The sequence below is a fragment of the Agromyces allii genome, assembly GCF_009749385.1.
Lineage (GTDB): Bacteria > Actinomycetota > Actinomycetes > Actinomycetales > Microbacteriaceae > Agromyces > Agromyces allii.
In genome coordinates, this window is record NZ_WBIN01000001.1 from 438983 (window position 1) to 461897 (window position 22915).

Annotated in this window: 23 protein-coding genes and 2 tRNA genes; 12 read left to right on the forward strand and 13 right to left on the reverse strand. The window is 71.2% G+C overall.

The features are described 5' to 3' along the window. The first annotated feature begins 42 nt into the window (after window positions 1–42). From GQR16_RS01975 to GQR16_RS01985, 3 genes are all read left to right on the forward strand, one after another. Window positions 43–1446 (forward strand): M20/M25/M40 family metallo-hydrolase, encoded by a 1404-nt coding sequence (locus tag GQR16_RS01975; protein WP_157413456.1) that lies wholly within the window; start codon window positions 43–45, stop codon window positions 1444–1446. Window positions 1447–1605: 159 nt separating this feature from the next. Further along, window positions 1606–3069, forward strand: a complete 1464-nt coding sequence (locus GQR16_RS01980; protein ID WP_157413457.1) for an MFS transporter — start codon at window positions 1606–1608, stop codon at window positions 3067–3069. Between the two features lie 24 nt (window positions 3070–3093). Then, the gene (locus GQR16_RS01985) at window positions 3094–3789 is read left to right on the forward strand and encodes a DNA alkylation repair protein (RefSeq protein WP_157413458.1); all 696 of its coding nucleotides are present in this window, start codon (window positions 3094–3096) and stop codon (window positions 3787–3789) included. Between the two features lie 61 nt (window positions 3790–3850). Here the strand turns inward: GQR16_RS01985 and GQR16_RS01990 are convergent, their stop codons facing one another. The 5 genes from GQR16_RS01990 to galU form a co-directional block, all read right to left on the reverse strand. After that, the gene (locus GQR16_RS01990) at window positions 3851–5341 is read right to left on the reverse strand and encodes an MFS transporter (RefSeq protein WP_157413459.1); all 1491 of its coding nucleotides are present in this window, start codon (window positions 5339–5341) and stop codon (window positions 3851–3853) included. A gap of 93 nt (window positions 5342–5434) precedes the next feature. Further along, a tRNA-Ala gene (locus GQR16_RS01995) sits at window positions 5435–5510 on the reverse strand. A 70-nt stretch (window positions 5511–5580) separates the two neighbouring features. Further along, a complete protein-coding gene (locus GQR16_RS02000; RefSeq protein ID WP_157413460.1) occupies window positions 5581–6627 on the reverse strand; it encodes a hypothetical protein in 1047 nt (348 codons plus the stop codon). Window positions 6628–6679: 52 nt separating this feature from the next. Then, window positions 6680–7342 (reverse strand): GNAT family N-acetyltransferase, encoded by a 663-nt coding sequence (locus GQR16_RS02005; protein ID WP_157413461.1) that lies wholly within the window; start codon window positions 7340–7342, stop codon window positions 6680–6682. Window positions 7343–7344: 2 nt separating this feature from the next. After that, the gene (gene galU / locus GQR16_RS02010) at window positions 7345–8244 is read right to left on the reverse strand and encodes a UTP--glucose-1-phosphate uridylyltransferase GalU (RefSeq protein WP_157413462.1); all 900 of its coding nucleotides are present in this window, start codon (window positions 8242–8244) and stop codon (window positions 7345–7347) included. Between the two features lie 71 nt (window positions 8245–8315). Between galU and GQR16_RS02015 the strand changes: the two genes are divergently transcribed. Genes GQR16_RS02015 through mscL form a run of 3 tightly spaced genes read left to right on the forward strand, consistent with a single transcriptional unit; the run spans window position 8316 to window position 9725 of the window. Further along, window positions 8316–8894 carry a 5-formyltetrahydrofolate cyclo-ligase gene (locus tag GQR16_RS02015; protein ID WP_157413463.1) on the forward strand — a complete coding sequence of 193 codons (579 nt, stop codon included), beginning with the start codon at window positions 8316–8318 and terminating at the stop codon, window positions 8892–8894. A 34-nt stretch (window positions 8895–8928) separates the two neighbouring features. Continuing rightward, on the forward strand, window positions 8929–9258 hold the full coding sequence (locus GQR16_RS02020) for an FmdB family zinc ribbon protein (RefSeq protein WP_157413464.1): 330 nt from the start codon (window positions 8929–8931) through the stop codon (window positions 9256–9258). A 29-nt stretch (window positions 9259–9287) separates the two neighbouring features. After that, on the forward strand, window positions 9288–9725 hold the full coding sequence (gene mscL / locus GQR16_RS02025) for a large conductance mechanosensitive channel protein MscL (RefSeq protein WP_157413465.1): 438 nt from the start codon (window positions 9288–9290) through the stop codon (window positions 9723–9725). A 53-nt stretch (window positions 9726–9778) separates the two neighbouring features. Here mscL and GQR16_RS02030 read toward each other — a convergent pair whose 3' ends face one another. After that, window positions 9779–9985, reverse strand: coding sequence for a hypothetical protein (locus GQR16_RS02030; RefSeq protein ID WP_157413466.1), 207 nt, complete (start codon window positions 9983–9985; stop codon window positions 9779–9781). Continuing rightward, window positions 9982–13671 carry an AAA family ATPase gene (locus GQR16_RS02035; RefSeq protein ID WP_246200435.1) on the reverse strand — a complete coding sequence of 1230 codons (3690 nt, stop codon included), beginning with the start codon at window positions 13669–13671 and terminating at the stop codon, window positions 9982–9984. The genes GQR16_RS02030 and GQR16_RS02035 overlap by 4 nt, the downstream gene beginning before the upstream one ends. A gap of 157 nt (window positions 13672–13828) precedes the next feature. On the opposite strand from GQR16_RS02035, the gene GQR16_RS02040 reads away from it, so the two are divergent. Together GQR16_RS02040 and GQR16_RS02045 are read left to right on the forward strand one after the other, a co-directional pair. Further along, complete coding sequence (locus tag GQR16_RS02040; protein ID WP_246200395.1) at window positions 13829–14215, forward strand: rhodanese-like domain-containing protein; 387 nt, start codon at window positions 13829–13831, stop codon at window positions 14213–14215. Beyond that, on the forward strand, window positions 14212–14568 hold the full coding sequence (locus GQR16_RS02045; RefSeq protein ID WP_425482603.1) for a metal-sensitive transcriptional regulator: 357 nt from the start codon (window positions 14212–14214) through the stop codon (window positions 14566–14568). Before GQR16_RS02040 ends, GQR16_RS02045 begins: the two co-directional genes overlap by 4 nt. An 83-nt stretch (window positions 14569–14651) precedes the next feature. Here GQR16_RS02045 and ald read toward each other — a convergent pair whose 3' ends face one another. After that, a complete protein-coding gene (gene ald / locus GQR16_RS02050) occupies window positions 14652–15752 on the reverse strand; it encodes an alanine dehydrogenase (RefSeq protein ID WP_157413468.1) in 1101 nt (366 codons plus the stop codon). Between the two features lie 128 nt (window positions 15753–15880). On the opposite strand from ald, the gene GQR16_RS02055 reads away from it, so the two are divergent. After that, complete coding sequence (locus GQR16_RS02055; RefSeq protein WP_157413469.1) at window positions 15881–16435, forward strand: Lrp/AsnC family transcriptional regulator; 555 nt, start codon at window positions 15881–15883, stop codon at window positions 16433–16435. A gap of 51 nt (window positions 16436–16486) precedes the next feature. Here GQR16_RS02055 and GQR16_RS02060 read toward each other — a convergent pair whose 3' ends face one another. Continuing rightward, window positions 16487–17551, reverse strand: a complete 1065-nt coding sequence (locus GQR16_RS02060) for an ATP-dependent DNA ligase (RefSeq protein WP_157413470.1) — start codon at window positions 17549–17551, stop codon at window positions 16487–16489. 171 nt (window positions 17552–17722) lie between these two features. On the opposite strand from GQR16_RS02060, the gene GQR16_RS02065 reads away from it, so the two are divergent. Continuing rightward, complete coding sequence (locus tag GQR16_RS02065) at window positions 17723–18001, forward strand: hypothetical protein (RefSeq protein WP_157413471.1); 279 nt, start codon at window positions 17723–17725, stop codon at window positions 17999–18001. Here the strand turns inward: GQR16_RS02065 and GQR16_RS02070 are convergent. Beyond that, complete coding sequence (locus tag GQR16_RS02070; RefSeq protein ID WP_157413472.1) at window positions 17980–18834, reverse strand: CPBP family intramembrane glutamic endopeptidase; 855 nt, start codon at window positions 18832–18834, stop codon at window positions 17980–17982. The two genes, GQR16_RS02065 and GQR16_RS02070, sit on opposite strands and share 22 nt — an antisense overlap. A gap of 158 nt (window positions 18835–18992) precedes the next feature. Here GQR16_RS02070 and GQR16_RS02075 point away from each other — a divergent pair, with 158 nt between their 5' ends. Then, complete coding sequence (locus tag GQR16_RS02075; protein WP_157413473.1) at window positions 18993–19817, forward strand: hypothetical protein; 825 nt, start codon at window positions 18993–18995, stop codon at window positions 19815–19817. 28 nt (window positions 19818–19845) lie between these two features. On the opposite strand, the gene GQR16_RS02080 is transcribed toward GQR16_RS02075, so the two are convergent. After that, window positions 19846–19917: transfer RNA gene (locus tag GQR16_RS02080), tRNA-Arg, on the reverse strand. Window positions 19918–19943: 26 nt separating this feature from the next. Beyond that, window positions 19944–20099 carry a hypothetical protein gene (locus GQR16_RS19840; protein ID WP_246200396.1) on the reverse strand — a complete coding sequence of 52 codons (156 nt, stop codon included), beginning with the start codon at window positions 20097–20099 and terminating at the stop codon, window positions 19944–19946. Between the two features lie 65 nt (window positions 20100–20164). Here GQR16_RS19840 and GQR16_RS02090 point away from each other — a divergent pair, with 65 nt between their 5' ends. After that, window positions 20165–21706, forward strand: coding sequence for a lactonase family protein (locus GQR16_RS02090; protein WP_246200397.1), 1542 nt, complete (start codon window positions 20165–20167; stop codon window positions 21704–21706). A gap of 252 nt (window positions 21707–21958) precedes the next feature. On the opposite strand, the gene GQR16_RS02095 is transcribed toward GQR16_RS02090, so the two are convergent. Continuing rightward, on the reverse strand, window positions 21959–22906 hold the full coding sequence (locus GQR16_RS02095; protein ID WP_157413475.1) for a CHAP domain-containing protein: 948 nt from the start codon (window positions 22904–22906) through the stop codon (window positions 21959–21961). Window positions 22907–22915 lie beyond the last annotated feature (9 nt).

A 22915-nucleotide genomic window follows, 5' to 3' on the forward strand; every position in this document is an offset into this window, starting at 1 on the left:
CCGTGGCCTGAGGCGGTCCGATCGCGTCGTACGCTGGGTCGCATGCCCGACTCCCCCACGGCGCCCGCACAGCCCGCACCGCCCGCACAGCCGTCCCCGCCCGCGCAGCCCGCTGTCCCGACCGTGCGCTCCGGCGCCCCCGAGCGCCTCTCCCGCATGATCGCGCTGCCGACGGTCTCGGCCGAGCTCGAGCAGCGCGGCATGGCCGACTTCGACGCCTTCCGCGACCTCCTGGCCGAGCTCTACCCGCTGACCCACGAGCACCTCGCGTTCGAGCAGGTGCACCCACTCGGCCTCCTCTTCCATTGGAAGGGCGCGAGCGACGCCGACCCGATCGTGCTCATGGCGCACTACGACGTCGTGCCCGCGGTCGAGGCCGACGGCTGGACGTTCCCGCCCTTCGAGGGCCGCATCCACGACGGATCGGTCTGGGGCCGCGGCGCGCTCGACGACAAGGGCCCGATGCTCGTGCTGCTCGAGGCGGTCGAGAACCTGCTCGCCGACGGCGTCACGCCCGCGCGCGACGTGTATCTCTCGTTCGGCGGCAACGAGGAGGATCACGGCAGCGCCGGCAAGGCGATCGCCGACCTGTTCCAGGAGCGCGGCATCACGCCCTGGCTCGTGCTCGACGAGGGCGGTGCGGTCGTCGACGCGCCGCTCCCGTTCGTCGCCGTGCCGTCGGCGATGGTCGGCGTCGGCGAGAAGGGCATCGTGTCGCTGCGCCTCGAGGCCGAGAGCAAGGGCGGGCACGCCTCCGCCCCGCCCACGCACACGCCCACCGACCGCATCGCGCGCGCGGTGCACCGTCTGCACCCCAATCCCTTCCCGAAGCGCGTTCCGGTCTCGGCGCGCGCGATGCTGCGCAGCTTCACGCCGCACACGAAGGGCGCTCCCAAGCTGCTCCTGCAGGCCCTCACCGCGCTGCCGTGGGTCACGGCCCGCGTGTTCGCGCGGCTCGGCGGCGAGCCCGCGGCGATCGTGCACACGACCGTCGCGGCGACCATGCTCGAGGGCGGCACGGCGCACAACGTGCTGCCGTCGCAGGCGGCCGCCGTGCTGAACCTGCGCATCGCGCCCGGCGAGACGGTCGCGGGCACGGCCGCGCGGGTGCGCCGCGTCATCCGCGATCCGCACGTCAGCGTCACCGTGCTCGACGGCAGCGAGCCGTCGCCCGAGTCGGCGACCGACAGCCCCGCCTTCCACGCGATCGAGGCGGCCGTCGCAGCCTCGTACCCCGAGGCGATCACCGCGCCGTACCTCGTCATGGCCGCCACCGACTCGCGCTGGTTCCACCGGTTCTCGCCCTCGGTGTTCCGGTTCGCGCCGCTCGCCATGACCGCCGCGCAGCGCGCCGCGATCCACGGCGTCGACGAGTCCGTCACGTTCGACAGCCTCGAACGCGGCGAGCGGTTCCACCGCGCGCTCATCGCCTCGCTCACGGCCTGAGGGCCGCCCGCCCCGCACCATGGCGAACGGATGCCGCGACGCGCCGTCGCGGCATCCGCCCAGGTGTGACCGAAGCGTGATCAATCGGGGCCGATCTCGGAACGGGAGCGCTCCCACGAGGGCTTAGGGTGAATCCACCCCAACCCGAAGGAGCCCCCGATGCCGCGTGCCGTCAGCCTCGGACCACTGGCCGCGATCGTCGGCTTCCTCGCGTTCGTCGAGTTCACCAGCGGCATCCTGCAGGGCTTCTACACGCCCATGCTCACCGACATCGCGCGCAACCTCGGCATCCACGACGCCGACGTGAACTGGCTCGAGGGCACGCAGCTCATGCTGTCGGCGCTCGTCGTCCCCGCGTTCGCGAAGCTCGGCGACATGGTCGGCCACAAGCGCATGCTCGTGTGGTCGACGGCCATCACCGCGGCCGCGTCGTTCGTGCTGCCGTTCACCGACTCGTTCGCCGTCTTCCTGGCGGCCTGGGCGCTGCAGGGCTTCTACGTGGTCTGGCTGCCCCTCGAGATCGCGTTGATCTGGTCGCGCTCGCGTCGGGCCGGGCACCCTGCGTCGCTCACGATGAAGTCGGCCGGCGTGCTCGTCGCCGCGCTCGAGATCGGCGCCATCTCCGGTGCCCTCGCGGGCGGCGCGCTGATCGACGTGCTCCCGCTCACGACGGTGCTCCTGATCCCCGCGATCGCGGTCACCGCGTGCTTCTTCGTCATCCTGTTCGGCGTGAAGGAATCGCCCGAACTCACGGGCGGCCGCCTCGACCTGGTCGGACTCGTGCTCATCTCCCTGGCGCTGCTGGCCGTCACCGGAGGCCTCAGCTTCCTGCGCCTCAACGGCGTCGCCGACCCGCTGTCGTGGGGGCTCATCGTGCTCGGCATCGCCCTCGGTGCGGCGTTCGCACGGTTCGAGCTCCGCCACGACGACCCGCTCATCGACGTGCGCATGTTCGCGTCGCCGTCGCTTCGTCCGATCTTCATCACCGCCGGCCTGTTCGGCGTCAGCGTGCTCGGCGCCCAGGCCCCGCTGTCGACGTTCGCCCGCACCGACCCCGAGGTCTACGGCTACGGGCTCGGCACGCAGGGCTTCCAGACCTCGCTCCTCATCGGCGTCTACCTCATCGCGATGATCGCCGGCGCCCTCTCGTACTCCTCGATCGCGCGCAGGCTCACGCCCCGCATCACGCTCATGCTGGCCTCGTCGCTCGTCGCGATCGGCTACCTGCTGTTCGTGCCGCTGCACGACACCTACGCGCAGACGCTGACGAACATGATCATCGCGGGCCTCGGCTCGGGTGCGCTCGTCGCCGCCCTGCCGGCCGCAGCCGCGGCCGCCGCACCGTCGACGCAGACCGGTGTCGCCACGGGCCTCACGAACTCCGTCAAGACCGTCGGCGGGGCGATCGCCTCCTGCGTGTTCGGCATCGCGCTCGCGAGCCACGTCATCGGCGGATCGGGCGCAGAGGGTGCCGAGGGCACCGCCGGCTCGCTCTCGGGCTACCTCACCGTCTGGATCGTCTGCGGCCTCACGGCGGCGGTCTCGGTCGTGCTGCTCGCGTTCGTGCCGAAGCTCGCGTTCTCCGACGCCCCAGAGGTGCAGGAGCCCGCTGCCGTAAGCTGACGCCGTGCGCGAAGGGGGCGCGAGATGACGGATGCCGCTGGGCTGATCGCCGAGCTCGAGACCATCGCCACGCCCGAGGAACGGCAGAAGTACACGAGGTTCTTCCCGCCCGACGACTCGGCGCCGTTCATCGGCGTGCGCATGGGCCAGGTGTTCGAGCTCGCCAAGACAGCCCTCGACCTGCCCGTCGCCGAACTCGAGGCGCTGCTCGAGCAGTCGACGCACGAGGTGCGCGCGCTCGCCTGCAGCATCATGGGCAAGTCGGCTGCCCACCGCCGCACCTCGGAGTCCCGACGGCACGAGCTCTACGACCTCTACCTGCGCCGCCACGCCCGCATCGACCAGTGGGACCTCGTCGACCTCGCCGCACGCGATGTCGTCGGCGGCTGGCTGCTCGAGCGCGACCGCGCGCCGCTCCGCCGGCTCGCGGCATCCGGAGCCTGGCCCGAACGACGCACGGCGCTCGTGGCGACGTTCGCGTTCCTCAAGCGCGGCGAGCTCGACGACGCCTACGCGATCGCCGAACCGCTCGCAGCCGACCAAGAGCCCTACGTTGCGAAGGCGCTCGGATGGGTGCTCCGCTCGGCGGGCGACCTCGATCGCGCGCGACTGACGGCGTTCCTCGAGCCGCGGGCGGCGGGCATGCCGCGGGTCGCCCTGCGTGCCGCGCTCGAGCACTACGACAAGCCCGAGCGGGCGCACATCCTCGCGATCGGCTGACCCGGTCTGCTTCGCGAGCGGCTGAGCCGGTCGGGCGCCGCACCTGCTGGCGGTACCCTCGTCAGCCGACCGCCGCGGCCCCGTCGTCCTGCGCTCGTCGTCGCCGACGCGAGCCGAGGTCGGCCACGCCGATGCCGAACGCGACCGCGATGAGCACGGCCACCGCGAGCATGCCGTACGCGTAGGCGTGGTGGTAGACCTCGAGGTCGGGCTTGCCGTCGGACTCCCGGTAGATCGTCGAGTAGAAGAGCGAGAGGGTGATCGCGGTGCCGATCGCGGTGCCGATGCGCTGTCCGAGCTGTCCGACCGATCCGGCGAGCCCGCCCTGCTTCACCGGGATGTCCATGAGCGTGAGCGTCTGGTTCGGCGAGACCACGAGACCGCCTCCGGCGCCGGCGATCGCCATCGCGCCGGCCATCGCCCACGGCGTGACGCCGGCGGGCGTCGTGATGGCCACGAGCACGAGCAGGCCGATGCCGACGAGCAGCAGCACGAGGCCCGCGACGACGAGCGGGCGTCCGAGCCGATTGACGAGGTTGCCGCCCACCCATGAGGCGACCGCGCTGACGAGCGCGAACCCGATGCTCACCATGCCCGCGTACACGGCCTCGAGCCCGAGTCCGTCCTGGAGGTAGAGCGTCGTGAGCAGGAACATCGAGGGGATCGCCGCGAAGTACACGCTCGCGAGCGAAATGCCGTTGCGGAACGACGCCACCCCGAAGAGCGGGAGCGGCACGAGCGGCTGCCTCCCGGATGCCGCGTACCGCCGTTCCCACGCGAGGAACCCGATGAGCCCCAGCACGAAGACCACGAGCACCCACCACCGCGCCGGGTTGTCTTCGGGCGAGCCCGTGGTGAAGAGGAACGGCCACATGAGCGCGAGCACGGTGACCGCGAAGAGCGCGAGGCCGACGGGGTCGAGCGAGAGCGGCTCGTCTGACGGGCGACGCGTGACCGGGAGGAACCAGATCGCGAGCACGAGCGCCACGATCACGAGCGGCACGTTGAGCAGGAAGATGCCGCGCCATCCGTCGGTCGGGCCGCCGATTGCGATCATGAGCCCGCCGAGCGTCGGACCGAAGGCGGTGGCGAGGCCGATGACCGCGCCGAAGAGCCCGAACGCCTTGCCGCGCTCCTTGCCGCGGAACAGTTCCTGGATGATGCCGAGCACCTGCGGCATCTGGATGCCGGCCGCCACGCCCTGCAGCAGGCGGGCCACGAGCAGCACCGTGATGTTCGGCGCGATAGCCGCAACCAGGCTCGTGACGAGGAAGAGGGTGAGGCCCGTGACGAACAGCGTCTTGCGCGATCGCTGATCGCCGATGCGCCCGGCCGGCACGAGCGTGAGGCCGAACGTGAGCACGTACCCCGCGACGATGAGCTGCAGCTGCGTCGCCGAGGCGTCGAACGCCGCCTCGATCGACGGCAGTCCCACGTTGACCTTCGACAGGTCGAGGATCGTGAGCGCGGCGACGCCGACGCAGATCCAGTACGCCCGCCACCGGTGCTGCTCGGAGACGGGGATCGACCTGGTGAGCGGTGGCTGCGACATCCCAGCCAGACTACGCCCGCGCCCGCGGCTCGCGACCGATCAGCACGGCCGGACATGCAGAAAGCCCCGGATTTCTCCGGGGCTTTCCAGCTCTGGTGGACCCAGGGGGATTCGAACCCCCGACCTTCTCATTGCGAACGAGACGCGCTACCAACTGCGCCATGGGCCCGAGCGAGTACGAGCCTATCACCACCGAAGCAGTGGTTCTGACCACTGCGGGCGACGGCTCCGCTCGACGCTCAGCCGACCTTGCGTCGACGCTGCAGCACGGCGTCGAGATCGCCGAAGCGACGCTGCGGCTCGCCGACCACGCCCATGCCCGCGTAGGGGCTGGCGGGCTCGGGAGTCACCGCAGCCGAGGTCGCGGATGCCGCGGCCGGCGCCGTGGCCGCGGGTGCGATCGTCGGAACGGGCGTCGCGAGTTCGTCGATGCGCTTCGCACGCTCGGCCTCGGCCGCGAGGCGCTGCAGTTCGGCAGCAGCCTCGATCGACGCCATGGCGGTCGCGGCGATCGTGCCGCGCGAGAGCGTGAGCGGCTTCGGCAGCGGCTGCGGCGTCCAGCCCTCGTGCGGCTCGGCATCGGCCGGCAGCTCGACGGGCTCGAACGGCTCGGCGACGGGGCGCGCGACCGGCACCGCGACCGGCGCCGCGGTGCGCACGCGGGCGAGGACTGCGAGTCCGGCGAACGCGGCCACGACGAGCGCTCCCCCAGCCACGGCGACGAGCGGCGAGGCCCCGAACGCGAGCGCCACGAGTCCGCCGACGGTGGTCAGCAGGCCGACGAGCAGGAGCAGCGAGCAGAGCGCACGGCGACGTCGCCGCACCCGGCGAGAGGCGACGGACGCGCCTGCGGCCGAGCGAGGTGCCGCGGCATCCGTCGGCACGACCTCGATCGGCTCCGTGAGCGTGCGAGCGCGCGCCCGCGCCTGCGCCCTGGCGGCGGCCTGCGCCTCGTCGACGACGGCGGCAGCCGCATCGGCAGCGACCGCTGCCGCCTTGCGCTCGGCGATCGCGAGCCGCTCGGTCGTCTGCGCCTCGAGGCGGGCCGTGCGCTCCTGTTCGCGCAACGCCCGCTGGTGCAGCGCGATCTGGCGGGCGTTGGCCTCGATCACGACGGGCTCGGGCGTCTCTGCGGTCTCGGCGAGGATGCGGAGCGTCTGCTGCAGCCGAACCGCGTTGCGCTCGGTCGCGAGGTACTGCCGACGGCGGAGCCAGATGGGCATGAGGTACGCGATCCACAATGCCGCGGCCACTGCCACGAGCAGACCCCCGCCGATCACTCCCATACGAACACGCTAGGTCACCGCCGACCGATGCCGGGGGCGGTTGCGGGGTGTGTCAGTGATCTGATAGCCGAAGTGGCTGCGCCGCGGCGGTGCGGTCCTCGGCCGGGATGCGCGCGGCGTCGACCGGGGCTCGTCCGTCGCGCCACCGCCGGAGCACCCCGCCCGGAACCTCCTCGGCGACGAGCGCGAACGAGAAGTGGTCGCGCCACGATCCGTCGATATGGATGAAGCGCCGGCGCAGGCCCTCGTACCGGTACCCGAGCTTCTCGACGACGCGCAGCGACGGTCCGTTCTCGGGGCGGATGCAGATCTCGATGCGGTGCAGGCGCAGCACCTGGAAGCAGTAGTCGGTCGCGAGCGCGACCGCGGTGGGCGTGATGCCGTGCCCCGCGGCGCTCTGCGCGACCCAGTAGCCGATCGACGCCGACGAGAGCGACCCGTACGCGATGGACGAGACGTTCAGCTGCCCGACGATCTCGCCGTCGACCTCGAGGAGGAACGGCAGCGCGTGACCGGCCCGCGCGTGCGCGAGCAGGTTGCGGATGCTCGCGCGCGTGTCGATGATCGAGCTGCCGCCCGGGTAGGTCGCCTCCCACTGGCGGAGCCATGCACGGTTGTCGAGCAGCACCCGCTCGAGCTGCTTCGCGTCGCGCGCCCGGATCGGGCGCACGACGAGGTCGCCGTCGCGGAGCGTCGGGATCACCGCGGCGGGCATCGTCAGTCGCGCCCGAGGCCCGCGACGTACTCGGCCAGCCAGGGCTTGAGCTCGGGTCCGAGGTCTTCGCGGTCGACGGCGAGCTGCACGACGGCCTTGATGTAGTCGAGCTTGTCGCCCGTGTCGTAGCGGCGGCCGCGGAACACGACGCCGTAGACGCCGCCCGTGCCCTCGACGTCTTCCGCCATCTCCATGAGCGCGTCGGTGAGCTGGATCTCGCCGCCCTTGCCGGGCTCGGTGCGCTCCAGCACGTCGAACACGTCGGGCTTCAGCACGTAGCGGCCGATCACCGCGTAGTTCGAGGGCGCGACCTCCTTCGCGGGCTTCTCGACGAGGCCCGTGATGCGCACGACGTCGCCCTCCTCGGTCTCCTCGACGGCGGCGGCGCCGTAGAGGTGGATGCTGTCGGGGTCGACCTCGAGGAGCGCGACGACCGTGGCGCCGCGCTGGGCGTGCACCTCGAGCATGCGGGTCAGCAGCGGGTCGCGCGCGTCGATGAGGTCGTCGCCGAGCAGCACGGCGAACGACTCGTTGCCGACGTGCTTGCGGGCGCGCAGCACGGCGTGGCCGAGGCCCTTCGGGTCGCCCTGGCGTACGAAGTGCACGTCGGCGAGGTCGCTGGACTCCTTGACCTTCGAGAGCTTGGAGTCGTCGCCCTTGGTCTCGAGCGTGTGCTCGAGCTCGGTGACCCGGTCGAAGTGGTTGGCCAACGCGTTCTTGTTGCGGCCGATGATCATGAGCACGTCGTCGAGCCCCGCGGCGACGGCCTCTTCGACGACGTACTGGATGGCGGGCTTGTCGACGACCGGCAGCATCTCCTTCGGCATCGCCTTGGTGGCGGGAAGGAATCGAGTGCCGAGTCCGGCTGCCGGGATCACTGCCTTGGTGATGCGTTCAGTCATGCGCTTCAGCGTATCCGGAAGCCGCTACCGGCGCGGCTCCGAAATCTGAACATCGTCTTAGGATGAGGGGCATGTCCGACGATCCGTCTGTCCAGAAGCGGATTCTGCGCGCCGAACTCCGCGAACGCCGGCAGAACATGTCCGCCCTCGAACGGCGGCACGCGACCGAGGGCTTCACGGCCAGGCTCGAAGAACTGGTCGGGTCGACGGATGCCGCGTCGGTCTCGTGCTACCTCTCGATGCCGTCCGAGCCCGACACGCGCCCGTTCGTCGAGTGGGCCGAAGCCCACGGCATCCGCGTGCTGTTCCCCGTCACGCGCGAAGACGGGCTGCTCGACTGGACCATCGGCGAGGCCGACGACGAGGTGCTCGGCCTCCACGGCACGCCGGAGGCGGTCGGCGAACTGCTCGGTCCGATGGCCATCAACGACGTCGACCTGATCATCGTCCCGGCCGCCGCGATCGACCGCACGGGCATGAGAATGGGCTGGGGTCGGGGCTATTTCGACAAAACCGTCGGATCAATGGGAAAATGTCCTCCGGTGTACGCCGTGGTCTTCGACAGCGAGTTCGTCGAAGACGTTCCGCGCGAGGTGCACGATCAGCCGGTCAACGGCGTCGTCACCCCGACGCGCATCCACGCGTTCTGACCGGCGTCGCACCCCCTCGAACCGAAAGTCCTTCATGCCCACGTATTCGTACCGCTGCACCGAGTGCCGCAACGCCTTCGACATCCAGCAGTCCTTCACCGACGACAGCCTGACCGTCTGCGAGTCCTGCGGGGGTCCGCTGCGCAAGGTGTTCAACTCGATCGGCGTCACCTTCAACGGGTCCGGCTTCTACCGCACCGACTCGCGTTCGGGCAGCTCGGCGGTGCCCGCGGCGAAGAGCTCGTCGGGCGACTCGTCGAAGGGGTCGTCCTCTGGTGGCTCCTCGTCGGGCTCGTCGGGCTCGTCGGGCGGCTCGTCGTCGTCGGGTTCGTCTTCGGGCGGTTCGACCGCTAGCGTGGCCTAGACCTGATCGACGAGACAGCAGGGGGCGACGTGCTGAAGGGTTTCAAGGAGTTCATCCTCCGGGGCAACGTGATCGAACTGGCCGTCGCGGTCGTGATCGGCACCGCGTTCACGGCCGTGGTGACCTCGATCGTGAACAACCTCATCAACCCGCTCATCGGGGCGATCTTCAACGCCCAGAGCCTCGATACGGCATGGCCCGTGACCATCCCGTCGATCACGGGCGAAGACGCGACGATCCATTTCGGGGCCGTGGTCGGCTCCATCCTGTCGTTCCTCATCATCGCCGCGGTCGTGTACTTCGTGTTCGTCCTCCCGATGAACACGCTCAAGGAGCGGGCCGAGGCCAAGCGCAAGGCCGGCCGGCCCGACCCCGACGAGCCCGAGTCGGAGCTCACCCTGCTGTCCGAGATCCGCGACCTGCTCGCGGAGCGCCCGACCGGTGAGGCGCACCAGCCCAAGCACTGAGGCAGGACCGAACTTCGAGAAAGCCGCCGCACCCAGGCAGCGCGATCAGCGCGTCAGCCCCAGTGCGGCGGCTTCTCGCGTCTCAGGCGCTCGTCTTCAGGGCGAGCGGATGTCGCGCGCCCGGCGTCCTCGTCATCGGCGCTCGCGTCGCGCCCGGGCACCGGGGCCTCGGGCGTCGGATCCGTGCCGGGCGCCGGCGTCAGCCGTGCGCGTCGGGCGCGGCCCTTCGCCCGCTCGACGCGTTGGCGGTCGTCGTTCATGCGGATGCGGCATCCGGCGGCAGCACCGGAGGCTTGCCGAGCAGCGTCGCGACCCGGTCGGCGACCGCCTCGGGGTTGCCGAAGAGCTCGAAGCTGTGCACGCGCAGGTAGTGCCAGCCGAGGCGGCGCAGCACGTCGGGGCGCAGGCGCAGCGACTCGCGCAGGCTGTACCCGGTGAGCACCTCGTCGGTCTCGACGACGACGGCCTTTCCGGCGTTCGCCGCGGCGAGGGCGAGCCGGCCGCGGTGCCCGGAACTGACGCGGATTCCGCGACGCTCGAGCCTGGCCGCGAGGTCGTCGAGCATCGAGGCGCCCGAGGTCCCGTTCGGCTCCTCGGCCGCGCGGCCCTCGGTCTGGCTGAGGATGCTCGCGAGCGCGAGCACGCCGTGCGACTGGCGCTCCTCGTCGATGTCGTCGGGCCGGAACGCCGAGACGATGTCCATCGACCGGCGGGCGCGGGTCATGCCGACCGCGAGCAGGCGGTCGCCGCCGGGTTCGCCGAGCGACCCGAAGTTCGAGAGCAGGCGGCCGTGCGGGGTGCGACCGTAGCCGACCGAGAAGATGACGCGGTCGCGGCTCTGCGCCACGGACTGCTCGAGCGTGAGCACCGTGAACGGTTCGGCGCGATCCTTCAGGATGAAGTCCGAGAGGTCGGTGCGCTTGGCGAACGCCGCGAGCACGGCCTGATGCACGCGAGCAGCGTGGCGGGTGCTCGCGGTGACGACCATGAGCGATTCGCGTGGACGCTTGACGGCGTGCTCCATGACGAGCTCGACGACCTTGGCGACCTCGGAGTCGATGCTCTCGACGGTACCGGTGACCTGGTCGGGCAGTCCGTTGCCGCGCACGTAGTGCAGGCCGAGGCTGCCGTGCCCGAGGAAGCTCCCTGCCCAGGGCAGCGACTCGATGCGTCCGCCGTAGAAGCGCCGGTTCACGAGCTCCGCCAGGTCCTCGCCTCCGGCGCGGTAGCTGCGGGTGAGCGTCATGGTCGGCAGCAGTTCGCCGAGGCGGGCGAGCGCCGAGTCGGCGTGCAGCGCGTCGACCCCGTCGGATTCGTGCTCGGCGTCGGCTGCGGCATCCGTCGTCGCATCGGGGTCGTCGAGACCGGTCTCGAAGATGGTGGGGGTCTGCGTCACGGGGTCGCCGAACGCGACGATCTGCCTGGCGCGTCGGATCGCGCCGAGGTTCTCGGCCATGGTCGTGGAGCCGGCGTCGACGAGGATCACCGTGTCGAACGTGATCGACGGGTCGATGGCGGCGACGTCGTAGGGCGAGGCGAGCCAGATCGGCGCGAGCGCGCGGAAGAGGTGCGGGGTGTCGTGCTGGAGCTTCGCCGCGTCGACGCGGTCGCCCCTGAGCATGCGCTTGAGGTGCCCCGCCTCTTCGGGGTGGTCGACGAGCGCGACCTTCCAGTTCTCGCCGAGATGCCAGGCGAGCTGCGGGCCGGCCGACGACGCGTGCGCCTCGTCGACGAGCCGGAAGTCGCCTTCGAGCCGGTCGAGCAGCGCCGTGTCGGCGCCGAGCAGCGCCGTGTCGGTCGCGAGCATCTGCTCGAGCACCGACTGCCACCAGGCGAGCTCGAGTTCGGCGGCGACGATCTGCTCCGGCACGTGGCGCTTGGCGAGGTCGACGAGCAGGGGGTCGAGGCCGAGGTCGCGCAGCGTGCCGAGCAGCGCCGTGCGCTCCTGCAGGTTCGCGAGCACCTCGGACTCCGCCGCGAGCCCGGTGAGCATCGTCGTGAGGTCGCGCACGGGGCGCGCGGCCAGCCGACGCGGAGTGCCCGTGAGCCCGAGCGGCCCGTCGAGCACGCCGAGGTCGTTCTCGACCGAACGGTGCGCGACGTGCACGTCGTCGAGCCCGACCGGCACGCCGGGGATCGAGCCGGCCTCGGAGTAGCGCTGCCAGAGCGTGCGCTGCTGCTGGATGCCGCGGAGGGCCGCGTTGAGATCGGTGACGTGCACCCCGGGGCGCACGTACTCCAGCGCGTGCCGACGCAGTCGGCGACGGTTCGCGCCCGACATGCCGGGCGAGTCGCGGCGGGGCGACGTCGCCGCGATGAGCTCGCCGAGCGGGCGGTCGTAGACCGAAGGGCGGAACCGGTCGAGCGTCTCGCGCACGTCGAGCAGCAGGCGCAGGAACACGCCGAGCTCGGCGACCGACTCGAACGTGCGAAGGCGGGTCTGCGCGATGAGCGAACGACCGCGGTCGATGAGGCGCGGCACGTCGACGTTGCTGAGGCGCTTCGCGAGTTCGTGGGCCTCGGTCGCCTCGGCCGACGACGCGAACGATGCGCCGTACCAGGGCGAGTCGCCCGGGCCGTACTTGAACTCGCCCAGTGCAGCGGCGCGCACGAGGTCGCGCGAGACCTTCTCGCGGCCCTCGGCGAGCGCCGAGAGCGATGCGTGCGAGAGGCGCGCGGTCGTCGACGGGGCGCCGGGCAGCAGCGCGAGTCGGGCCAGCTCGCCGAGCGCGTCGAGCACCGAGACCTTGAGTTCGGGCTCGGGCCGAGTGAGCGCCGAACGGTAGTCGACGAGCGCCTTGCGCAGCCGCACGAGCGCGTCGTCGACGTCGGCGACCCTGGGCCGCTCGACCTTCTCGTTGCGCGAGATCGACGTGATGAGGTCGCGCCGCAGGCTCGCCGTCGTCACGGCCGCTCCCCCGAGCCCGACCTGGCCGAGCCGGTGCACGATGCCGTCGAGGCTCGCGCGTCGCGCCCCCACGACGAGCACGCGACGGTCCTTGGCGACGAGCGCACCGACCGCGTTCACGATGGTCTGCGTGCCGCCGGTGCCGGGCAGCGTCTTCACGACGAGCGACGTGCCCGCCTCGATCTCGGCGACGACGCGTTCCTGCTCGGGATCCGCGTCGAGCAGCAGCGTGTCGGTCGACGGCGGCCGTTCGTCCTGCGGCACCGGGCGAACGCGTTCGCCGCCGCGGGCGAAGGCCGCCCGTGCGGTCGGGTTGCCCGCGATCGCGTCGATCAGGGGATGGTCGGGCTCGGCGGCATCCGCTGCCATCGAGGGGCCGACCTCGGCGAAGGAGGAGACCACGAGGCGCGGCGCGACCTGGAACCACGGCAGGTGGCTCGTGAGCCCGCGCAGCCGGTCGATCACGGGCTGCGGCTTGAAGACGCCGTTCGTGATCGCGAGCGCCACGAACGCGTCGGCGTCGAGCGTGATCTGGAACTGCTCGCGCAGCTCGCGGGCGAGCGCCGGGTTCAGGAACGGCTGCCCCTTGAGCTTCAGCTCGAAGTCGCGGCCGTATCGGCGGATCGCGAGCGGGCGCAGCAGCACCGGGGCGAGGAACTCCTCGCCGCCGTTGCGCCACGATGCGAGGCCGATCGCGAGGTGCACGGCTTCGACGCCGCGCACCGAGCGCAGCTCGACGCCCTTCTGGGTGATCTCGGCGGCCGCGAGGCGCGCGTTGCGCAGGGCGAGCTCGTCGCGGATGAGGCTCGAGAGCAGCGTCGAGCGCCCGGTGATGAACTGGGGCAGGCCGCCGGGGTGCGTCGTCGAGAGTTCGATGCGCGTGCGCGGCGTGTCGACGAACCGCACGAGCGGCGATCGGCCGCCGACGGTCTCGAGCTCGCGCTGCCAGCGGCGCCAGGACGGCTCGGCGACATTGCCTGCGACGAGTTCGGGGTCGCCGAGGCTGAGGCTGTGAGGGCTCGTGAGGTTCTGAGACATCGCTTCCGGGGTGGGTTCTTCGGCCGCGGCATCCGTGTTCGCGTCGAGGACCAGGTCCTCGTCTTCGTTCCGTTCGAGCCGCCGCACACGGACACGATAAGGCCAGCACGCCGGATTCTTGGGATGCAGCGCCGTTCGAAGCGGCTTCGGATACCCCATGGGTATCGTGATAGCCTCGACCGCCCCGCCCGCGCCCCGCCGAACGCGCGGCACCGACCCGAAGGACCGCACCACGATGCAGGAGATCACCCCCACCGAAGTGAACGAGCTCGACGGCGTCGTCATCCTCGACGTGCGCGAACCGCACGAGCTCGAGCGCGCCCGCATCGACGGCGCCCTGCACATCCCCCTCGGCGAACTCGTCGCCCGGGTCGACGAGGTGCCCCGCGACGCGACCGTCTACACGCTCTGCCACATCGGCGGTCGCAGCGCGCAGGCCGCGGCCTACCTCGAGAGCCTCGGCATCGACACCGTCAACATCTCGGGCGGCATCGTCGAATGGCACCGCCAGGGCATGCCGCTCATGCTCGGCAGCACCGAGTGACGACGGCGACGGATGCCGCGGCGGCCGTGGCCGCATCGGCCGACGTCGCGCCGGGCTCCGACGCTCAGGCCTCCGATGCGCAACGTCGCATCCTCAATCGACTGAAGCGTGCGCGCGGGCAGCTGAACGCCGTCATCGACGCCGTGGAGTCCGGATCCGACTGCCGCACGGTCGTGACGCAGTTGTCGGCGGTCTCGAGCGCGCTCGACAAGGCCGGTTTCGCGATCATCGCCACGGCGATGCGCGACTGCCTCGACGACGAACGCCCGGGCGCGGCATCCGACGCCCGAGTCCATCGAGCCGACCGGCTCACGGTCGACGAGCTCGAGAAGCTGTTCCTCACGCTCTCCTGAGCCGCCGATCGCCGGTCGCCGATCGAGGAGCGAAGCGTCTCGTCTCGAGAGGCGACCGGGCGACCGGGCGACCGGCACGGGCATCACGGCGCGGTCTGCAGCTCCAGCCCGTGCGCGAGCGCGACGCCCTCGTTGGTGAGGCGACCGCCCGTGGCGTTCAGGCCCTTCGCGAGCGCGGGGTCCGCGGCGAGCGCGGCCTGCCAGCCGAGGTCGGCGATGCGCACGGCGTAGGGCAGGGTGGCGTTCGTGAGCGCGGGCGTCGATGTCGCGGGCACCGCACCGGGCATGTTCGCGACGCAGTAGTAGATGGCATCGTGCACGCGGAAGGTGGGCTCGGCGTGGGTCGTCGGGCGCGAGCCCTCGAAGCAGCCGCCCTGGTCGATCGCGATGTCCACGAGCACGGCGCCGGGGCGCATGCGGGAGACCATCTCGTCGGTGACGACCTTGGGCGCCGCGGCGCCGGGCACGAGCACGGCACCCACGACGAGGTCGGCGTCGGCGACCTGCCGGGCGATCTCGTACGGCGACGACGCGAGCGTCTTGATCCGGTGGTCGTAGCGGGCGTCGAGCTCGCGCAGCTTCGGCAGCGAGATGTCGAACACGGTCACGTCGGCGCCGAGGCCGAGCGCGGTCGCCGCCGCCTGCTCCCCCGCGACACCCCCGCCGATGACGACGACCTTCGCGGGCGAGGTGCCCGGAACGCCCGCGAGCAGCACGCCGCGTCCGCCCTTCGAGGCGAGCAGCTCGGCCGCGCCGACCTGCGGTGCGAGTCGGCCGGCGACCTCGCTCATGGGCGTGAGCAGCGGCAGCGAGCGGTCGGCGAGCTGCACGGTCTCGTACGCGATCGCGGTGACGCCCGAGTCGAGGATCGCACGCGTGAGCGGCAGGTCGGCCGCGAGGTGCAGGTAGGTGAAGAGCGTGAGGTCTTCGCGGAGGAATCCGTACTCGGCCTCGATGGGCTCCTTGACCTTGAGCACGAGCTCGGCCGACCAGGCCTCGGCCGCGGTGGCCGCGATCTCGGCGCCGGCGGTCACGTACTCGTCGTCGGTGAAGCCGGCGCCGGTGCCCGCACCGGACTGGATGGCGACGCGGTGGCCGCGCTGCACGAGCGTGTGCACGCCGGCCGGCGTCATCGCGACGCGGAATTCGTTGTTCTTGATCTCAGCAGGCACGCCGATGTACATGGGGGCTCCGAACGATATGGGACTGTACCTCTGATTTTCGCCGCTTATGCGTCGGATCGAAAGGTGCACCGCACAGAATTCGGTAGAGTTGCGATACTCGATTCGAATGTTCGAAAGGATGCCGCGCCATGATCGATGCGCCGCAGATCAGCACGACCGTGCAGGCCGGCGCCGGTTCGGCCGGCACCGGTTCGGCCGGCACCGTCGCCGGGCCGGCCGACCTCGACGAGGTCGACCGCGCGATCATCGCCCGCCTGCACGACAACGCGCGCATTCCGAACGTCGATCTCGCCAGGGCCGTCGGCATCTCGCCGTCGACCTGCCTCGCCCGCGTGCGCTCGCTCCGCGAACGCGGCGTCATCGTGCGCTACACCGCCGAGATCAACCCGATCGCACTCGGCTTCACGCTGCAGGCGCTCGTGAGCGTGCGCATCCGGCCGGGTGCGCGCCACCTGATGGAGCAGATCTCCGACGAGCTGCGACGCGAACCCGAGGTCGCGCAGCTGTTCTTCCTCGGCGGCACCGAGGACTTCCTCATCCACGTGCGCGTGCGCGACAGCGAGCACGTCCGACAGTTCGTGCTGAAGAACCTCTCGGCCAACCCGGCGGTCGCGCTCACCGAGACGAACCTCGTGTTCGAGCATCACACCGCGCTGTCGGCCGGTCTCCGCGCGGTGATCTGAGCCGGCCCGCCGAACCGCCGCGCAGGCGGCGGGGTCGGCGCACCGGCAGGGTCAGCGCACCGGCAGGATCTGCGACAGGTCGAGCCCGTCTGGCGACTCGAGTTGCTCGTACGTGCACGACGCGGCATCCCGATCGGTGCGCCACCGCTTGAACTGGGCCGTGTGCCGGATGCGGTCGCCCTCCATCTGGCTGTAGCCGACCTCGACCACGAGCTCGGGTCGCAACGGCACGAACGACAGGTTCTTGCCCGCCGACCAGCGGCTCACCGCCCCCGGCATCCGCGATCCCTGCTGCGCTTCGGCGTCGGCCCATTCGCCCCACGGATGCCGCGACAGGTCGTCTTCGATGTAGGGCTCGAGCTCGGTCACGAGACTCGCCCGCTTCGCCATCGTGAAGGATGCCGCGACGCCGACGTGGTGCAGTCGCCCGTCGCCGTCATAGAGGCCGAGCAGCAGCGAACCCACGATGTCGCCCGACTTGTGCCAGCGGAACCCCGCCACCACGCAGTCCGCGGTGCGCTCGTGCTTGACCTTGAACATCGTGCGCTTGTCGGGCAGGTACGCACCGTCGAGCGGCTTCGCGACGACCCCGTCGAGGCCGGCCCCCTCGTATCGGGTGAACCACTCGCGCGCCTCGGCGAGATCCGCGGTCGCCGGCGTCACGAAGACGGGGTCGGATGCCGCGGCGAGCGCGGTCTCGAGCAGCGCGCGTCGCTCGCCGAACGGTCGGGCCATGAGGTCGTCGTCGCCGAGCGAGAGCAGGTCGAATGCGACGAACGAGACCGGCGTCTGCTCGGCGAGGAGTTTCACGCGCGACGCCGCCGGGTGGATGCGCTGCTGCAGCGCGTCGAAGTCGAGGCGCCCGTCGCGCACGAGGATGATCTCGCCGTCGACGACGCACCGCTCGGGCAGGTTCGCCCGCAGCGCCTCCACGAGCTCGGGGAAGTACCTCGTCATGGGTTTCTCGTTGCGGCTGCCGAGCTCGATCTCGTCGCCGTCGCGGAACACGATCGTGCGGAACCCGTCCCACTTGGGCTCGACGTGCCCGACGTCGGGGATCTCCTTGACGGCCTTCGACAGCATGGGCGAGACAGGAGGCATCACCGGCAGATCCATCCGTCCATCATGCTCCGTCCGAGCCGGTTCGCCCAGACCCCGGCGCGATCCGTTCGACGGCCGGCAGCGGCATCCGAGGACCCGCAGGTCAAGCCCTCCGGAAGTCCGGGTTCATGGCGTATGGTCTATTGCGGTCGCCCCCGACGACGTGGCCGACCAGAACGAGGAAACATGTACCACCGCATCACCACCGCCGCGTCCGCGCGCACCACGACGGCCCTCCCGGCCACCGCGCTGCCGCCCATCGGGACCTGGTGGACCCTGCTCGACCGGGGTCTCCAGCGGGAGATCCTGGCGAACCCCACCGCGCCGCTGCGCCCGTTCGTGGTTCGCCGCGTCTTCGAGATCTGCGGGCTCGGCGTCGACGGCCCGCCCGTTCACGGCCTTCGTCTCGGCGCGAACGAGCGGGCGTACATCGCCGGGTGGGCTCACGCCGTCGACTGGACCTGATCCGCTCGGACCTTGCCCTTCACCAGGAAGATCGCGACGATCGCGACCACGAGGTAGACGACGTTGAAGACGCCGGCGATGCCCAGCAGCGCCGCGTCACCCGTCGTCGCACCGTGCGCGTCGACACCGCCGGTCGCCAGGAACGTCGTCGGGTCGGTCGCGCCGTGCAGCAGCATGGCCCACACGATGCTGCCCGTCACGCGCATCACGAGGTACATCATCGTGCCGAACCCGAACGTGTAGACGACGGTCAGCAGCACCGCGATCGGCTCCTGCCCGGTGAGGATGTTCACCGAGTGCAGCAGCGCGAAGATGAGCGACGAGAGCACCATGACGACCTTCTCGCCGTAGCCGCCCCTGCGGAGCAGGTTCACGGCCAGGCCGCGGGTCAGGAGTTCCTCGGCGAACCCGATGAACAGGCCGACGAGCAGCATGGTCGGCACGACGCCGGGCGCGTAGGCCGCGTAGTCGGTCGCGACGGCGCGCAGGACGATCGGGATCACGACGAGCGCGACCACGATCCACATCCACCAGCTGCCCGTGACCGGCTGGCGTCCGAAGATCTCGCGAGTCCAGCCCACCGTCCACACGAACAGCAGCGCGACGAGCCCGCCCAGCAGCACCGGGAGTCCGAGGCCGAAGAACACGGACTGGGGATCGGCGAAGAGGTCGTCGGGATCGACGAGGCCGCCGAAGCGGGCTCCGTCGAGGAGCGAGAACAGCTGGTAGACGACCATGTACGCCAGGGCGAGGGCGAACGCCCTCCACCATCCGCCGCGATTCCAGAATCGTCGCCAGCCGTTCGCCGTGCCGGTCGCCTCGGAGGTCGTCATCTCAGCCCTTCGTCGTGCGCCGAGAGCCGTACCGCCCAGGGCCGCTCCTCAATCATGGGCGTGCGCGACGAGACGCGTCGAATCGCCACTCCGTGAGATGATCTCGCAGCGACGAACCGGTTCCGTCGCGATTCCCGAGCAGGTGAGGAGCGGATGCCGTGACCGTCGAGGTGCGCGACGACGCACTGTTGAGCGATGCCGTGTTCGAGGCATCCGGTGCCGGCGATCGCGAACTCGAACGCCTCGTGACGTGGGTCCGGCACCGGTACGGGCTGCTGCTCGCACCGGTCGACGCGATACGTCTGCTCGGCGAGGACCCGACGGGCAACACCCTCAGGATCGACGGGCGCGAGGTCATGATCGGCACGCCCGCGTCGAACGAGCCCGGCGATGGATTCGCGCTCGTCGAGCCCGGCACGCGAACCGAGCTCGCGGTCCGTCGCCACGGACCTCCGCCTGGCTGGCGCACGGTCGAGGCGACGGGCGGCGGTGGGCCCGACCCCCGACGGCGGGCGCCCCGGCGCCGGCCGCCCCGGCGCCCGGCCCCGGTCCCGGTCCGCGATTCGCGGGTCGGCCACGTGATCGGCGTCGTCTCGCTGGCCGTCACGATCGGGGGCGTGCTCGCGGCGTCGACCGCGAAGATCGCCGGCCACTTCCTTCCCGAGGTGTTCCCGAATGGCGCGCTGCCGCTCTGGGCGGTCCTCGTGTGGGGTGCCTGGCTCGTCGCCGCGGCACTCGCGACGTTCGCCCCGTCGACCTGGTTCGTCGCCCCGCGTTCACGGGGTGTCCTCGTCGAGGCCTCGCCCGAGGCGTCGATCCTGCACGCCTTCGCCGCGACCGCCATGCTCGCCGTGCTGATGCTGCCGGGCAAGCAGGGCACGGGCCACCTCATCCCCGAGTACGGCTGGGGCGTCGGGCTCGGCGTGGGCGCACTGCTGCTCGGCTGGTGGTCGTGGCGGAGGGCGCGCACCGCCACCCGATGAGGTGCGGCGCCGAGCACCACGCAGACGGTGCCCCTGGAGGGACTCGAACCCCCAACCCTTTCCTTAGGACGGAACTGCTCTTCCATTGAGCTACAGAGGCTGACCGGAAAAGCCTACCCGAGTCGGTCAATCCGACTGACCGTCGGGATCGGCGTGCACGCACCCCGGCGGCTCCGAATTGCCGCTCAGGGTGAAGTCCTCGCATGTCAGGAAGAACCGCTGGTTGGCGCCGAGCACGAAACTGGCCACCATGATCGCGGCGATCGCGGTGATGCCGATCACGACCGTGCCCCCGCGAGAGCCCGTGACGCAGGTCGGGCCAGAAGATCCCGGCCAGCACCCAGAGCGTGAACGGCACGCCCGCGAGCGCCACGACGAACGCGAGCAGGTCGATGAACCCGATCACGAGGTCGTCGCCCGCATCGGGCACGAACGACAGCACCAGCCAGAGCGTCGGCACCGAGAGCGCGATGAGACGTCGGGTGCGGTGCGGGAACGGCCTCGGCTGGAACGCGACCACGAAGAACGCCCCGGTCGAGGCGACCCAGACCATCAGCACCTGGTCGAAGAACAGCTCGCCCCACGCGCCGAGCGTGAACGCCGGCCACCAGACCGACAGGCTCGCGGCGACGACGACGAGGCCGTGCAGCGGGCGGCGAGCGCGCGGCGCCGCGACCGTCGACTCGTCGTGCTCCCCCATGGCCACCCCCTGCCCGCCATTGTGCCGACGCGGCGCCCGAGACCGGCGGTGGCGCGCTGGCCTCGTCGACCGCGATAGCCTTTCCGTCGGTGTTCGACGCGACCCGACATCCGGTCCGTCGCAGTCGCACCACGACGAGCGGAGAACGATGAACGGCGACGGCACGAGGTTCTGGATCGGGGCATCGACGGTCGGCGCTCTCGGGTCGCCCGCACGCGGCATCCGCTCGCTGGATGTCTCGGCCGACGGCGTCACGACGCTGGGCGAGCCGGTCGCGGTCGGCGAGAACCCGATGTACCTCGCCGTCTCCCCCGCCGGGGTGCTCGGCATCGTGCACGAGCTCACCGAAGGGCGCGTCTCGACGTGGTCCCTCGAGGGCGACACCGTGCAGCCGTTCGGCGGCAGCGGCGCAACCGGGGCGGCCGACCCATGTCACATCGCGTTCGATCCGCGCGGTGAGTGGGCGTTCGCCGCCAACTACTCCGGCGGGCGGGTCACGGCGCATCGGGTGGATCCGGATGCCGCGGCCGACGCCTCGATCTCCTTCGCGTTCAGCGGCTCGGGCCCCGACGCCTCACGGCAGGAGTCCTCGCACCCGCATCAGGTCGTGCTCGACGAGACCCGATCGCGTCTCCTCGTGCCCGACCTCGGATCGGATCGCATCCGCGTCATCGGCCTCGACGCCGCGTCAGGCGCGATCGCCCGTGCCGACGGCGATGCCGACGACATCGCGGTGCACGCCGGTGCCGGCCCGCGGCACCTGGTGGTGGTCGGCGATCTCGCGATCGTCGCGAACGAGCTCGACCGCACGGCGAGCGTCCTCGACCTCGTCGAAGGGCGCGAAGTGGCGTGGTTCCCCGTCGACGACCGGGTGACGGCGCGCGGCCTCGGACTCTCGGCGATCCGGGCGACTCGGGCGGGCACGATCGTCATCGGCGACCGCGATGCCGACGCGTTGGTCGCGCTGCGGCTCGACGCCGACGCCCGCACGCTCGAGCGCGCGGGTTCGGTCGCCACGGGCGGGCACCACCCGCGAGACCTGCACCTCACGCACGACGAGCGGTTCGCCCTGGTCGCCGATCAGGCGTCGGACTCGATCGCCGTCGTCGCGCTCGAGGCCGGGGTTCCGACGCGGGTCGTCGCGACGGTCGCCACCCCCGCGCCCGGATGCCTGGCGCGCCTGCCCTGACGCGAGCGGTCAGTTGTAGCCGAGCACCACGATCGCGGACGTCGTAGGCGAGAGCTCGTCGACGAATGCGCTCTCTTCGAGTCGCGTGTCGTCCGAGGGTTGCGTCATCGCGGTCACCTGTCTCTGCGTGGGATGGTTCACCACGCTACGGGAGGACGCAGCGGACTTCACTGTCCGCGTCGTCCAACTTTGCATGCACTGTTCGCCAGATTGTCACAGTCGGGCGAACTCCAGCGCACGCACCCGGGCGACTCAGCCGGGCGGGTACAGGTACAGCGCGTCGGCCTTGGCGATGGTGCGCCGGTGGTACGAGTGGTCGGAGTTCTGGTTGTACTCCTCGATGTTCACCGTGCCGTCGCCGTTGATCGATTGCACATAGGCGACGTGGTTGTACGGGAACCAGGCGACGGCGCCGACCACGGGCTCGCTGCTCGTGGGCCAGCCGTGCGCGACCCACTCGTCGGCCCACACGTAGGCGCTGCCCGAGGCGAGGTTCGACCAGTCGTACTTGAAGGGGGCGCTCGTGGATCCCGCATCGCGGTTCAGGCGCCAGGCGACGAAGTCGACGCATTCGCGGTAGTAGTACCGCAGCGGCGAGAGCCCTCCGCCGTAGTCGTCGGGGATCTGGTCCCACCAGGGGTAGTCGTCGCCCTCGGCCTTGACCGTGTAGATCGCGTAGCTGCCCGAACCGCGCGAGGCGAGTTCTGCGGCCCAGGCGGCCTGTGCCGCCTCCTCTTCGGAGAGTGCGGCCTCGTCGATCTCGGCCTTCGTGGTGACGGCGTAGGCGTCGGACGAGATGGGCGCACCGCTCGCGACCGCGGGAACGTCGAGGTCCTGCGCCTCGGCGACCGCGAAGCTGAACGCGCCGGAGGGTTGGAAGAGGTCGCCGCCCGGCATGAACGCGTAGGCGGGCATCGCGACGGTGCCGAAGATGGCCGGCACGACGAGCAGGGTCGCGAACACGCGTGCCGGGCCGGTGCGGCGCACGTTCACGGGCTTGCGGAACGCGGTGGCGGCAGCGGGGCCGCCTGCGGGATTCGTCGCGACGGGGGCGGATGCCGCGGCCGAGCGTCGAGCGCGACGCTCGTTCACGGCGGCTCCCCCGCCCGAACGCCCGGTGGAGGCGGATCGGCGCGGGCGGGCCGACTCGGCCGCGCGCCGCTGCGAGCGCGACGGCTGCTCGGCGTGGTCTTCGTGCAAAGTCGATCC